This is a genomic window from Paenibacillus sp. NPDC057886, from assembly GCF_042796655.1.
Lineage (GTDB): Bacteria > Bacillota > Bacilli > Paenibacillales > Paenibacillaceae > Paenibacillus.
The window spans coordinates 181,547-195,030 of record NZ_JBHVMZ010000009.1; the positions used below are offsets into that span (position 1 = coordinate 181,547).

At 48.2% G+C, this 13,484-nt stretch carries 10 protein-coding genes; 1 reads left to right on the plus strand and 9 read right to left on the minus strand.

From position 1 onward, the window contains the following. Nucleotides 1-9: 9 nt before the first annotated feature. The 6 genes from ACFVQB_RS27135 to ACFVQB_RS27160 all read right to left on the minus strand — a co-directional run bounded on the left by ACFVQB_RS27135 (nt 10) and on the right by ACFVQB_RS27160 (nt 8,362). Entirely contained in the window at nt 10-630 is a 621-nt protein-coding gene (locus ACFVQB_RS27135) for a YIP1 family protein (RefSeq protein ID WP_379447004.1), read from the minus strand. After that, nucleotides 611-2,077 carry an SMP-30/gluconolactonase/LRE family protein gene (locus ACFVQB_RS27140; protein ID WP_379447005.1) on the minus strand — a complete coding sequence of 489 codons (1,467 nt, stop codon included), beginning with the start codon at nt 2,075-2,077 and terminating at the stop codon, nt 611-613. The genes ACFVQB_RS27135 and ACFVQB_RS27140 overlap by 20 nt, the downstream gene beginning before the upstream one ends. An 11-nt stretch (nt 2,078-2,088) precedes the next feature. Beyond that, nucleotides 2,089-2,952 carry a carbohydrate ABC transporter permease gene (locus ACFVQB_RS27145; RefSeq protein WP_024628250.1) on the minus strand — a complete coding sequence of 288 codons (864 nt, stop codon included), beginning with the start codon at nt 2,950-2,952 and terminating at the stop codon, nt 2,089-2,091. Between the two features lie 2 nt (nt 2,953-2,954). Further along, nucleotides 2,955-3,866 carry a carbohydrate ABC transporter permease gene (locus tag ACFVQB_RS27150; protein WP_379447140.1) on the minus strand — a complete coding sequence of 304 codons (912 nt, stop codon included), beginning with the start codon at nt 3,864-3,866 and terminating at the stop codon, nt 2,955-2,957. 75 nt (nt 3,867-3,941) lie between these two features. Beyond that, nucleotides 3,942-6,869 carry an extracellular solute-binding protein gene (locus ACFVQB_RS27155; protein WP_379447006.1) on the minus strand — a complete coding sequence of 976 codons (2,928 nt, stop codon included), beginning with the start codon at nt 6,867-6,869 and terminating at the stop codon, nt 3,942-3,944. Nucleotides 6,870-6,985: 116 nt separating this feature from the next. Next, on the minus strand, nt 6,986-8,362 hold the full coding sequence (locus ACFVQB_RS27160) for an ABC transporter substrate-binding protein (RefSeq protein ID WP_379447007.1): 1,377 nt from the start codon (nt 8,360-8,362) through the stop codon (nt 6,986-6,988). 707 nt (nt 8,363-9,069) lie between these two features. On the opposite strand from ACFVQB_RS27160, the gene ACFVQB_RS27165 reads away from it, so the two are divergent. Then, a complete protein-coding gene (locus tag ACFVQB_RS27165) occupies nt 9,070-10,110 on the plus strand; it encodes a LacI family DNA-binding transcriptional regulator (RefSeq protein ID WP_379447008.1) in 1,041 nt (346 codons plus the stop codon). Nucleotides 10,111-10,221: 111 nt separating this feature from the next. On the opposite strand, the gene ACFVQB_RS27170 is transcribed toward ACFVQB_RS27165, so the two are convergent. From ACFVQB_RS27170 to ACFVQB_RS27180, 3 genes are all read right to left on the minus strand, one after another. After that, the gene (locus ACFVQB_RS27170; protein ID WP_379447009.1) at nt 10,222-11,400 is read right to left on the minus strand and encodes a DUF4272 domain-containing protein; all 1,179 of its coding nucleotides are present in this window, start codon (nt 11,398-11,400) and stop codon (nt 10,222-10,224) included. Between the two features lie 214 nt (nt 11,401-11,614). Beyond that, entirely contained in the window at nt 11,615-12,835 is a 1,221-nt protein-coding gene (locus tag ACFVQB_RS27175; RefSeq protein WP_379447010.1) for an RtcB family protein, read from the minus strand. A 190-nt stretch (nt 12,836-13,025) separates the two neighbouring features. After that, entirely contained in the window at nt 13,026-13,448 is a 423-nt protein-coding gene (locus tag ACFVQB_RS27180; protein WP_379447011.1) for a hypothetical protein, read from the minus strand. Nucleotides 13,449-13,484: the final 36 nt, after the last annotated feature.

Consider the following 13,484-nt stretch of genomic DNA (forward strand, 5'->3'; position numbering starts at 1 on the left):
CCGCCTCCTTTAGGTCCGAAAAATCAACTCGCGATAGATGTTGTAACCGAATTCATATAACTGCTGCAACATACTGAATACCAATGCGCCGAGGAACACAATAATGCCCATGACAATTACTGTCAGCAGCATCGTCAATATCGTTTTGATTACGGTGTACTGGTGTACCGTCATCGTGCCAATGAAGAGCAGCAGCAGGAACCAGAAGAACGCGATGCTATTAAACAGATAATAAAAAGCCGTCTCTTCCTGTACCATAAACCGGCTGATGATAATCATCGGGACATAGATCAAAATAATCGGAAAAAGCGAGTATCCTGTTGCCAGAAAAATTTCCTTAAACTTTCCTTCACCTTCCATCAAGGTGGTTACCGCCCAGTTGGCCATGCACCAAAGAAAAAACGGCACCGAAACCGTTGCGATCTCCCCTATGCTGTTGATTGTGCGAGGATCAATGTAATTCACGAGAAACCCAGCGTATTGTTTTTGCAATATCATCATGATAATGGTAAGCGCTAGTGCTCCAAAAGCAACGGTCAACCTGCCCCGCTGATCCGACTTGAGATCCCAGAATGCATCAATGGGGTGAAAAATGAGATGCAGCGGAAACTTAATGTAATCCTGCTTCACGGTCAATCTGCCTCCTCCGTCTCCATTTAACCGCCACTCGGACCAGGATCAGAATGAAAATCAGTGCGATGGCAAGTGTCAGAAAGGTGCCGAAATGTTCCTTCATCATCTCTCGCCGATATCTTTTGAACGCAACAGAGTAACTTTTGCGATCCATACCCAGTTCGAAGTAACCGAGAGCTTCCTCGTTTTTCTTCTCCATCAGCAAGGACTTGCCAATACCGATATAGGCGATATCATAGTTGGCGTTCAGCTTCAGCACTTCTTTCCAGATATGAACAGCCTCCGTATCCTCACCCTGATAATGAAGGGCAACCGCCTCATTCACGCTGGCTCCAAACCGTGTTGGCTCATAGATAACCAGATTGCTTTTTCCCCGATCCAGCACCAGTTGATGATCCCCGGATTGTTCCATGGCGACTGGTGTCTTGAGCGTTCCCACCTGATTTCCTTTACCTCCATATACGTAGAGCAGATGACCTTCATCATCGTAAGTAAACACCCGGTTCTGCGTCGCATCCAGCACACTGTACATACCGTTACCCAGCACCTTTACATCAATCAGTTTGGACGGGCCCGGGTTATTGCGGAATCTGATATCTCCTTTGACTTCAAAGTAACCAAATCTTTTCAGCACATCCTCACCGGATGGATTGAGACGTTTAATCGGTTCGCTGGAACCCGGATCGATATTGGTCGCATACACAAATCCTTTGGAGTCGATATCCACATTGGAAAACTCGGTTGGTACAAACAAAACCATTTGCGCCCGCTGGGCTTTGGTTGAGAGCATCCGCCAAATGTATTCGCCGTAGTCGCGTTCCACCTTGTTCGTACCGACGTATCCAATGAATTGACCGTGCTCGTCAAACTGCATAATTCCTTCGTAAACCCCCTGAGCCACCACATACACTCGGCCTACCCGATCCACAGTCAATTTCAACGGTTGGAACTGAAAATTGGTAGCGAGGATATCAGACTCTGGCTTCGTAATCGTATGGACCAGCTGACCTTCCGCATCCAGGACAACTACACGGCTGTTCCCCGTATCAGCGATGTATACTCGCTCCTCTTCATCCACGAATAATCCACCTGGCGTATTAAAACTCTCCTTGAAGCCGTCCATCACAAATCCTTCGATCACCCGCAGCAGCTTATAATCCGCGTCCAGGACAACAATTCGGCTGTTGCCACTGTCCAAAATATAAATCTGCCCGGAGGGAGAGACATTTACATCACCGGGGTCTTTGAATTCGCCAATGCCCAGGTCGCTGCCCGAGATGGTTTGCTTGGACAGATAGGCATCCGGTGAAGGAACGGCCTCTTTCCAGTAGTTGTAGTTATAGCTCTCATACGGCGCCGGGGAGGCCGCCGCAGGCACGGCATTCACCAGCAGCAGCGATACTGCCGCCAGGAGAACAAGCCATCTTTTCACTGTGCGTGCCATATCGTTCCCCCTTATTCCTTCATGCCCGAGCTCGCCATCGTCTCAATGATGCGGCTCTGGGAGAAAATGAATAGCGTAATGGGCACACTCATTAAAATAAGTGCTACCGCAGCACCTGCCCCGGCCCGGGATATCCCGCCCTGAATGATCTGACCCGCCGCATAGTGCAAGGTCTTAAGCTGTTCACTGTAGATGTATCCATTGCCATCACTGCCCCACAGCATCTGGAACAGCAGAATGATCAAGGTGAGCCAGGCTGGCTTTACATTGGGCATGACAATGGACCAGAAAATCCGGTATTCACTGGCACCGTCAATTTTGGCTGCTTCTAGCAATGCATCCGGGATCTGCTCCATGAACTGCTTCATCAGATACAGACCCAATGAATAGGCGAAGGCCGGAATAATGACGGCCCAATACGTATCAATCCAGCCCAGCCATGACATGATCATATAGTTGGGAATGGCCGTCACGGCAGGCGTGAACATCAGGGAAAGCACAACGACCTGGAACATGAACACTTTGCCCGGAAATTTGTGCTTGGCGAGCGGGTACGCCGCTGCCGAAGCGAGCAGCACATGGCCCACGATGCCAATGCCCGTAATAAATACCGTGTTGAATATATAACGTGAGAACGGAACCCATGAATCACTCAGCAGATTCAGCAAATCTGTAAAATTGCTGAACGTTGGATTTTTGACAAATAGTGTTGGTGGAAAAGTAAAAATCTCATCCAGCGGTTTGAACGCATTATTAATCGCATAGATCAGCGGCAGCACCATGAAAGCACCAAATACGAGCAGAAGGACAAACAGGGAGATGCTTCCTGATAAAGAGCGGTTCACCCGCTTTTTGCCTGTTGCAATTGCAGCCATAGCTATTCTCCCACCCTTCGAAGCAGTTTCTGTACCAGCAGGTTGGTGCCCACCATAATCATGAACAGTACGGTTGCAATCGCCGAGGCGTATCCCATTTCAAACCGCGTTGTACCAAAGTCGATCAAATGGGTCACCACCGTCTCCGCCGCATAGTTCACACTTGGGAACCCCGCCAGCGCAATGGATACATCGGCCACGGCGAATGAGGTCGTGAGTTGAATGACTGCACCGAACATCAGTTGCGGGCGCATTGAAGGCAGGGTAATATACCAGAGCTCCTGCCAGCGATTTTTGATCCCGTCTACCGCACCTGCTTCATATAACGTCCGGTCTACGGTCTGCAAACCGGCGATAAACGCCAGAAAGCCTGTGCCAAGACTGAGCCACAATTGCACCAGAATGAGGATTGGCATAATATAGGCTTCCGTTTTCAACCACTGGATTGGCTCCAGCAGAAAGCCCCATTTGATCAGCAGTCCATTGGCTATACCGTAGCGATCCCCCGAGAAGATCATCAGCCAGATGAAATAGACATTCCCCGAAATGGATGGCGCATAGAAGATCAGCGTCATGAACGCTCTCCATTTGGGCGTTAATTCATTAATGATCCACGCAAATACGAAACAGGCAATATAGCTGATGGGTCCCGTAATAATGGCAAACAGCAACGTATTTTTGATCGCAATCAGAAATACGTCATCCTCCAGAAACAGCCGGGTATAGTTCTGCCAGCCAATAAAACGCGGAAACTCCAGCATGTTGAAATAGGTGAAGCTGAGTATGATTGAGATGACCACCGGAATTACAGTGAACATGGTGAACAGAATCATGTAAGGAGCAAGCAGGACATAGGAATGTTTGCTGGCCTTCATTTCCTTGAGCTTCCAGAACCACCATGATTTCATACCCATACCTGGTGTTTTCTCAGGAGGACTGTTTTGTCCGTCTCGGAGTGATATTTGTGACACTGTTAACCCTCCCTCTGCTTACGGAAGACCAAATTCATTACGCTTGACTCGAATCTCGTCCTGAATATACTGGGTGTAATCCATGATGGATTCCCTGGCTTCTACTTGGCCAACAACCGTCTTGTAAAATGCATTGAACAGATGGCGTCCGGTAAAATAACCACCAGGTACTTCGGGAATTCCCTTTACCGTCTCGAATTGTGCTTTCAGATTCGCATAATCCTCAGCAGGCCACGGAAGTGAATCGAGCGCCTTGATGTTGGCCGTCGGATAACGCGCAGCCGCGCCCATTAGCCCTTCCATTTCGCGGCCAAACTCAGCCTGAACCGGTGTACTGGTCCACCATTTCATGAACTCCCACGCGGCTTCCTGATCCTTGGCGCTCTCGAGCATCATGACAGCGCTGCCGCCACCCGGAACGTCCCGATTCAATGTTCCATCCGGCTGCACCGTCCCCGGAACAGGAACAAATCCCCATAATCCACGGATCTCCGGTGCAAATACGGACAACTGGTTATACATTGTGTAATCCGTCAGACCAATCGGCATCTGTCCTGTCCGGAAACGGTTGGCAAAGTCATACTCCCGCTCCAGCTTGTAATCGGTATAAAACTCTGTCCACTTCTTAAATGTCTCAATCCCGATGCGCGAATCCAGATCCGATTCCTTACCGTCATTGCGATAGAAGGAGCCGCCATTCTGGAGCAGCATCGTGGCATACTGCGAGTTAGGCGGAATGTTCACACCCTGCATGTTGGCCTGGGCCACTACCGGCATGCCAAATTCCATATGGTTTTTGCTCAGAATCGCCAGCAGGCTCTCGACATCATCCCACGTTTGAGGAACTTCAAGCCCAAGCTCTGCAAGCACGTCTTTACGGTAGAACAACATATTAAAGGTCTGTGTCTCTGGCAGGGCATACACGCCTGAATCATAGGCGTACGGTACGATGGCACTGTCTCTAAACTCCTGTTCCACCGTGGTATAGTCACTGAACTGGGTGAGATCCACCGCCGAGTTACGCATCGCAAAGTTCACCGGCAGATCATTGCCGATCTGCATCGCGACATCCGGTCCTTCACCCGATAAGGTGGCTGGCAACAGCGTACCCATGTTGACCAGCTTCAGATTGACATTGATGCCGCTCTCCGGTGTGAATGTCTCATCAATCATCGCTTTCATCGTATTCGCCTGATCCCGGCCACTGCCGATCCAGACCGTCACTGTGCGCTGATCCTCTGATGTGGCTACGTTCCCGATCTGGTTATAATCAATAAAGAACGAATGATAGAATATCTTCGCTTCATGACCAAGCTTCGCCAGCGGACCCATACCCGTTCCGGGAATGCTGCTGTCTAATGAAGCTACATAAAGTGCATCAATCTCAAGTGGTTGCTCGCGAGCCTGCTGCACCCAAGTCCCCAGTCCGCCTGTGTTGGTTTTGTAAGCGGCAAGTCTTCTTGGAATGGTATCCGGCTTGTCGATCATCTCATCCAATTGTTGAGCCATCGTTTTGATCAACGCTTCCTGATCGCTGGACTGACCTGACAAGAGACGAAGTTGCCCTGCCACTTCCTTCAGACGTTTGCTTTCCCCGCTGAACACCTCCAGCAGATTCGGAATCTGCTTCTCCACCCGATAATCCCGGAATTCATCCGGCTTGGTGCCTGTAATCATCAGAATTCTCCGGTACATGGAGTTCAGGTTGTACAGGCTGTCCTCCACATTGCGAATAAGTGGTGCGAAGTCGCCCAGGCTGTTCTCCAGCCGAATGACATGTTTGCCTTTTGCCAACTGAAACTTGTAAGCCTCATCACCGCCCAGCACATCAATGCGATAATCACTTTGATAACGGAACGGCGCCTTCGTCATCTCCGCAAACGGAATCTCCCCATCGATGGTCAGCTTGCGCGTAGAATAGATGCCTTTGACAAAATTTTGCTGAGCGGTAAAACCGATATGATAAAGTCCACTTTCCGGCACATCAACTTCCCATTCGATCCACTGTCCTGGCAGACGCCAGTTGAAACCGCCAATCGTATTAATACGCACCTGGGAAGCGCTGTACGGAGATACAGCTGAACTTGATCTTTCACTGGTTGGATATAGCGTAGGTGAAGATTTGGCAACAGCCGCTTCCCCTTCAATTCGGATGAGCACATTCTTAGGCTGACTGGAATAGTCCGTCTGCTGCTCTCCTGCGGTATCCGCATAAGGAACGGCTGGTTTCTCATTGAATAGCCGTATGGATCGAATCACCATGGGTTCGCGAGAGGATTTCAGCGTTAACGTGTGCTTCCCCTTTTCCAGATAGAACTTGAATGGAGCCTGTTCGTACCCGTCCGAGTCCTGAAATGTTTCCTCCATCCAGCGGGGCTTCTCCACTTGTCTTGGGCGAAGATCATTGCCTTGATTATCCTGTTCAACAGCTTGTTTCTCATTGCCCCATACCCGGTCAAATTGCAAATAGGCGGCTTCCGCAAACGGAAGTTCACCGTCAATATACAATGCACGCTCAATTGCGGAACTCTTGCCTTCTACGGGAAAATAGAGAGCAGAGAGGTTGTACAGCCCCGTTTCCGGCACGTCAACCACCCAGTCGATCTCGCCTGTCTCCCCAGTATGAAGTGATACACCTGGCTTGCCTTCATAATCATTCAGCTTGCGTACCTCTTCACCCTCTGCCCGTATGTAGTCCCCTGCTTCAATGGTCATATCCACATTCGGTCGTGAGGCTTCGCCTGCTTGGGACAGATATTGTTCATATCCTTTTTTCTGCCTCGTCTGCTGCAAGATGGCATCCACCTCAATGGCAGGCAAACTGCCAGAAGGCACAACTGCACTCTTTACACCTGCACCGGAAGTAAGCAAAAGTATGACGCAGGCTGCCGCTGCTGCAATGACTATGGGCAGGATCCATTTCTTTCGTTGTAGAAATCCAGCCATCCTACGAGCCCTCCTCATCAAGGCTGATGCCAGCAATGCCTAATTGGTGATACAGGAAAAGAGGTACCCGTGCGCGAGCCCGGACACAAGGCACCCCTGTCTGAATCATGCTGGTATTATGGTTTGCCAAGCTTATCAACAGCGGCTTGTGCCTGCGCTTTATATTTCTCGGCTGTTGCCGTAACGGAAGCATTGTTTTTGATAATGTCGTTTACATAGTCACCGATTGGATAGCCCGCGTAGGCGTCATCCAGCAGGATACGGCCCGTTCCCGCGATATGCTCGCGAATCATGGCAATGTCCTTCTCGTCGGTATAACGACTTTCCAGGTAATCCTGACCTGGGTACTCTTCAATTTGCGGGATGTCAAAAGTCTCTTCATAGATCTGGTATACAATTTTGGGATCTTTCACACCTTTGGGAATGAATTTGGCTGAGGCGGCGTTGTTGGCGTATGTTACATCCTTGTTGCCCTGAGGGCCGTTCGGAATCGGTACGACTCCAGCAGCAAAGGTGATGTCTCCCAATTGCCATTCCGCAGCTGTGAACAAGGCCACATCTCCATCCTTGAATGTGTTGCTTTCCTCCCAGTTCGTTTTGTCGCCTGTTTTGACCTTCACGACATTCTCCACGTTATACAGGCGTTTGACGAATTCGGCAGCTTCAATCGTTTTCGGATCGGACAATCCTTCTTTTGAGTGTTCGTCATCTACGATCGTGCCGCCATTGGCTGCAGTAAAGTGACGAAGCACGTCAATAGCCCAGCCGGAGAACCCGTATACGTCAATTTTTCCGTCGTTATCTGTATCTTTGGTTGCCTGTTTCGCCAGTTCCATGAATTTATCCCAATTCCATTCGCCTTTGTTATAAAGCTCCTGAGGATCAGGTAGCGACAGCTTCTTGAACAAGTCACGGTTATAGTGAAGTCCCAGACCGATGCTGGTTGGAGACTCAAATGCGTAGTAGTTGCCTGCGATGGCAGGGTATTTCGTGATCAGGTTTGCCTCTTGGTTGATGTTATTCTCAGCTGTGGTGAATTCGGAGATAGGCAGTAGTTGCCCTTTGAGGATGGCGGGTAGTGCGGATTTGTATTCCATCTGAACGATGTCTGCGAACGGTTCGCCAGCCAGCGCTGTCGTTGTAAATTTGTTCATGTATTCTTCGAATGGCACGTTTACAAACTCAATTTTCACGTTGTATTTCTTCTCGACTTCAGCGATTTTATCCAGTCTCGCCTTATCCGATGCGGTCTCCCCCGCCGGCTTCAGATCCCACCAGGCCGCAACCTTGATGACACGTCCACCCAAATCCGGCACATCGACTGCAACTTCTTCCGCTCCGCCTTCTTTGTCTGTCTCGGCGGTTCCAGTATTATTGTCTGAATTCGTTGTTGCATCAGTAGCCGGCCCAGCTGTCCCCCCACCACTGCAAGCGGATACAAAAAGTATTACGGCCAATAACATGAGCGGCAAAACGTTCCATTTTCTAGTCATGATTTTAACAACCTCCCCGAAAGTGTATACAAATCATGGTCCGGCATAATTCCCTGACTTCCATTTCCCCTAATGAAATCCGATGACCACCACCATTTGTTATTTAATTGTTTTGTTTTGACAAACAAAATTTAACATAGCATAATGTAAGCGTCAACATTTTTATTGTTAACATTTTCTAATTATTCTGATAAAATGCTGTTATGTCGCTTTAAACCCTTATGAAAAAGCATATTATTCACATATCATTCTGAGTACTTCCATATTCAAAACGAAAACTATTTTGATTATTTTGTTATTTTATAAAATAACAAAAAGATAATAACTCATTCAAAATTCGCCCTTTTCTCCTGCAACATGTCCATCACCGAGGTCTATTTCCGTCGTTACATGTATGGGACACTAACATTTTCACTTCTACAGCCGTTATTAGATTAAGAGAAATACATCATGATATACTATATAAATTGAACTTAACATTTACACGATAACGGAGAGGACAGAACAAATCTGGAGAAGCGAAGCGCTCGCCTTTATCACCGGATTTCCCCTTTGAAAAGGGATTCATAAAATCTGGGGATAACAGCGATCGAAAGATTGTTCTGGCCGCGTAGTGGTCTAGTGTAAAATCATTCGTTCAACTTATAGAGAGGCAGATTTATTTCGCAATGTAAGGAATACGGCAGAACTACGAGTGTAAGGATGGTATGATGAAGACGAAGGTAACTATTCAGGAAATTGCACATTTTACAGGTCTGTCGAAATTTGCGGTCTCACGAGCACTGTCCGGAAAATCAGGTGTTAGTGAACAGACACGGGACGTTATTCTCAAGGCCGCTGGCAAGCTTGGATACTTCAAAGATAACAGCATGTTGTCTGGTGATATGTATAGCAGCAATGAACTTCAGGACCCGCAGAACACGCGGTGGAGTGGAACGATTTTGATTTTGTTTCCTAATGTTCGTTATCAGAATCAGGAATCCGAATACTGGGGCCCTGTCTTTAACGGGATATCATCCAGACTGAACCAGAAAGGCATCAATATACTCACGCTGACAGAACCATCTGCAGATCAATTATTTACGTTACTGAACCCGGATGCCATTCGGGGCATTATTACGGTTGGTTCCATCTCAACACCTATTCTGCTTGAAATCAAGCGTCTGGGCATTCCCGTAGTCATGGTGGATCATCTGGACCCCGTCTTTCACAGTGACAGTATTTTCACTGACAATTTTGCATCCATGCGTGACATTATGCTCTATCTTCTGCGCAAGGGATTCAAACGGTTTCAGTTTGTTGGGAACACCAGTGATGCTCACAGCTTCTATGAACGTTGGGTCGCCTATACTTCTGTGTTAATGGGACATGGATTGCATCTGGATCAGATCCCGGAACTGAGCAGTCCCGATGTGGATGATTTCCATAAGACATTTACATCGGTCATTAACGAGGAGAACTTGCCTGAGGTTTTTGTCTGTGCCAATGACTTCTTCGCGCTCTACACCATTGAAGCACTGGAGAGTATGGGCATTCGTGTGCCCGACCAGTGCGTAGTCACCGGTTTCGATAATGTGTACGACAATATACCGGTGCTTGCCACGGTTAATGTGAACAAGGAACTGCTTGGTGCGCGTGCAGTGGACCAGATGTTATGGCGTATTGTGAATCCGGAGAGTAATGTAGAGAAAAAACTGATTCTCGCTGATGTTATGATTCGGGAACAATACGGTAGGCATAGCAGTTAAAATGGTACGATATTCAGAAACACCAAAAGACCCCCATAACCAGTGTTCGACTGGCTTGGGGGTATACAAGTTTGGATACCATATAAAAATAGTTGATTTTAAAAGTCCATTCTACGTATCTGTCCGCACATCATCCCAATCCTGATCCAGATAACAGATCAGCCAATTCAGTGCACGGTGACGTTCGTAGGCCACTCCGCCATTCAGACCCCCGGGAGGTGTTTGCTCCTTCACACGACTGTTCACACACACCCAGTTGTACCGGTAGATTAGGTCCGCCGCATCCAAAATCTCGCTTTTGGAACGAAGCTGAGACCCGGCTACAAAAGCCTCAACATCATCACATTGCTGCAAATAGCCTACATCCTGTCCTACGTTACAAAGATTTACCGGAGCTCCAAGTTCCTTGACGTAGCCAAGCGCCCATAACATCACATGATAAGACTCATAGCCCCACGAAAAGGAGATAACCTCCTGATGCTCTGCCCCATGCTGCTCCATAAATCTTCTCTCCACAGGTGAAAAGAATGAAGTCGCATCATACTTGTCGATCACTTCCTGGACCAGCGCTGCTGTATCTTCTGCGCTCTCCCCCGCTCCCAGGCATTCGCCTTTGAGTGCTGCAATACAGAGGGCTATCGCACGCTCTGCAACTTGTTCCATACTGCGAATCGTTGTATGCTCATCCCCCGCTCTTGCAGGCAAATGAATATTGAATGGGATTCCTTGCTCTGTCAGAAGCTGCTCCGAACGCTCTTTGCGCAGCATTGCAGATTCCGACGGGGGTCTGACATCATCCAGAAAACTGGTGTGCGCTGTCACTTTGTAATCCTCCACTTCGGATTCTCCGTTGACATCCAGCAGCAGCTGACCTTGCGCATTCAGCAAGGAGCCGCCTCCCCAGAAGATGACTGCATCCAGGGCATCGGCCAAATGCAATAATTCATTAAAGAATTCTTCGGAAATGTACTCTTCCGTTTCGATCCCAACAACCATATTCAGTGTAGCGCATTTAATTAGTACCTTTTCCTGTAGCGAAGCATTCTTTCCCTCAATCTGACTCAGAAATCCCAGCATCCCCTGAATCATTGCAGTAAATTCTTCCGGGTGGGTCTGGCTGGTCATGATATTGAAGCCCTTTGTCTTCTTACTAAATAACTTCTTGCGTGTAACTTGAATGTGGGTTTTGTCTTCCTTACGCTCAATTGTATCCTGAGGGTATATGGATTGAATCATTTCAAACAACTGATCCAGATCAAACTGGGAGCTGTATATCGCACAATTTCTCATGAGGTTCACCTTCTACTTTCTATATAAGTTCAACTAATAAATATTTACACTGGCACTCCGATGACAGAACAACCTTCCGATCGCTGTTATCCCCAGATTTTGTTGATTCCCTTCTCCAAAGGGGAAAATCCGGGGATAAAGGCGAACACTTCGCTTCTTCAGGTTATTTCTGTCCTCTCCGTTGTTGTGTAAATGTTGAGTCGAACATATATAACTAGTCCTTATACGGGTCGAATTCGTTGCCTCCGGCCATTGCGACACCTACAGGGCGCAGGATATGGTTGATTTTCAAGGTATGGGCATGCGCATTCAGCACGTCCTGCAGCTTTTTGTACACAAATGGACTTTCATCCGTTCCTGCACCCCGAAGCTCCACACCATAGGCACGAATCGCCGCTTGCATCTGTTCTTCGCTAATCTCGCCGCCCATGCGTGTACGCAGCTTGTAATTCATTTTACCAGCCGCCTGGGTTCGGCTCATGATGCGTCCAGCCCCATGTACGGTGCTGCGAAACGACTCGGTATTCTCCTCACTGTGGATACCCTCCACAATTACCGAGATATCTCCCATGCTTCCGCCCACAAAACCGAGCTGGCCCGGTGCCAGCGGCGTTGCTCCTTTGCGGACCACCACCACTTCTTCGCCCATATGCTGTTCTTTCCAGGCAAAGTTATGATGGTTATGAACCGAATACTCTGCGCTTGCCCCGAGAATGCCGAGGACCTGTTCAATCACATAATCACGTCCTGCGTAAGCATATCGGCCGGCCAGAGTCATCCCGTCCCAATACATATCACCCATTTCACTCTTGAGGTCAAACAATGTCGGTGGTTGATCCATCGGTTCTCCCGGCGTTTTACCACTGAATGCACGTCCGGCAGCCAGATTCAGAAAACCGCTGGCAACCTTATGCCCAAAGCCGCGGCTGCCAAAGTGGTTCGCAATCCATACTTTACCCGTCGTCTCTTCCACAAAAATATCCACAAAATGATTGCCGCTGCCCACCGTCCCGAGCTGGTTGCGCGCGGGTGTCTTCAACTTGTGCTGTAATCCAGGCTCAATGGAATCAAACAGCTTCCAGCTGGCATCGTCGAACAGCTCATGCTCCACAGGTGTTGGATTGTTGCGGCCTACGCCGAAGGATATGGTCGAATTAATGTCATCCATAATGACAGCAATCTGATCCCGGATATCATCCCACATCAGGTTGGTGCGCACAGCCTTGTTACCGCATGCAATATCATATCCAACCCCCGACGGACTAATCATGTTCCGGTAGGCAACCACGCCCCCGATGGGCTGTGAATACCCTTTGTGATGGTCTGCCATTAAAGCCACACCCATTACATCCCCATACTGCGAGCAAGTCACCGCCTGACTTACCGCATTCTCCAGCGGCTCCCCCCAAACTTTAATGTTATCCACGATACGCATGATATGGTTAACCTCCTTTTGCCTTTACTAATGAAATATGTACGTTGAAATTTGTACATTTCTACCCATAACTTTCTTTATTTTACCAAAGGGAGACCTTTCCCGAAACTATACATTCCTTCAGTTCAAAGTTATAAGTATAAACCAAAAAAAGAGAGCTAGGCTCTCTTTTACATGATTAGTCCCTATTTTATTTCTTACTGATCTTAAACTTGAACTCCCACGTCGCTGTGTTACCCGAATAACGGCCTCTGTTCTCCGTCACAACAACCGATAGGGTCTTGTTGATTGATTTGGAAATGGAGGAAACTTTAACGTTCAAGCTTTTGCTCCCCAGATCAGGGATTTTGTCCTGCTCTTCGGCATTCGCTTGTAATTTTAGCGTATCTGTAGGTTTCAGATTCAACGTGACCGACGAACCCTCCTCTAGACTCTTGCCGTTCACACTTGTCCCTATGGCCCATTCATTACCAACGGAATTGTTCTCCACCAGTTCTGCACTGACAAGCGTCACGGTCACTTTGACCGTTTTGGCAGCGGCATAGGATGTTGGGGAGCATACAGCGAATACCAGACTCAGAATCATCAAGACATTAGCCCATTTTTTGAACACGAGAGTGCCTCCCTCATATCAGTTCATTTATCTCCA

Bases quoted from the DNA above. Each gene is read 5' to 3' on its own strand.
- ACFVQB_RS27140 (WP_379447005.1), bottom strand. From the start codon at position 2,077: ATGGCACGCACAGTGAAAAGATGGCTTGTTCTCCTGGCGGCAGTATCG.
- ACFVQB_RS27145 (WP_024628250.1), bottom strand. From the start codon at position 2,952: ATGGCTGCAATTGCAACAGGCAAAAAGCGGGTGAACCGCTCTTTATCA.
- ACFVQB_RS27150 (WP_379447140.1), bottom strand. From the start codon at position 3,866: ATGGGTATGAAATCATGGTGGTTCTGGAAGCTCAAGGAAATGAAGGCC.
- ACFVQB_RS27155 (WP_379447006.1), bottom strand. From the start codon at position 6,869: ATGGCTGGATTTCTACAACGAAAGAAATGGATCCTGCCCATAGTCATT.
- ACFVQB_RS27160 (WP_379447007.1), bottom strand. From the start codon at position 8,362: ATGACTAGAAAATGGAACGTTTTGCCGCTCATGTTATTGGCCGTAATA.
- ACFVQB_RS27165 (WP_379447008.1), top strand. From the start codon at position 9,070: ATGATGAAGACGAAGGTAACTATTCAGGAAATTGCACATTTTACAGGT.
- ACFVQB_RS27170 (WP_379447009.1), bottom strand. From the start codon at position 11,400: ATGAGAAATTGTGCGATATACAGCTCCCAGTTTGATCTGGATCAGTTG.
- ACFVQB_RS27175 (WP_379447010.1), bottom strand. From the start codon at position 12,835: ATGCGTATCGTGGATAACATTAAAGTTTGGGGGGAGCCGCTGGAGAAT.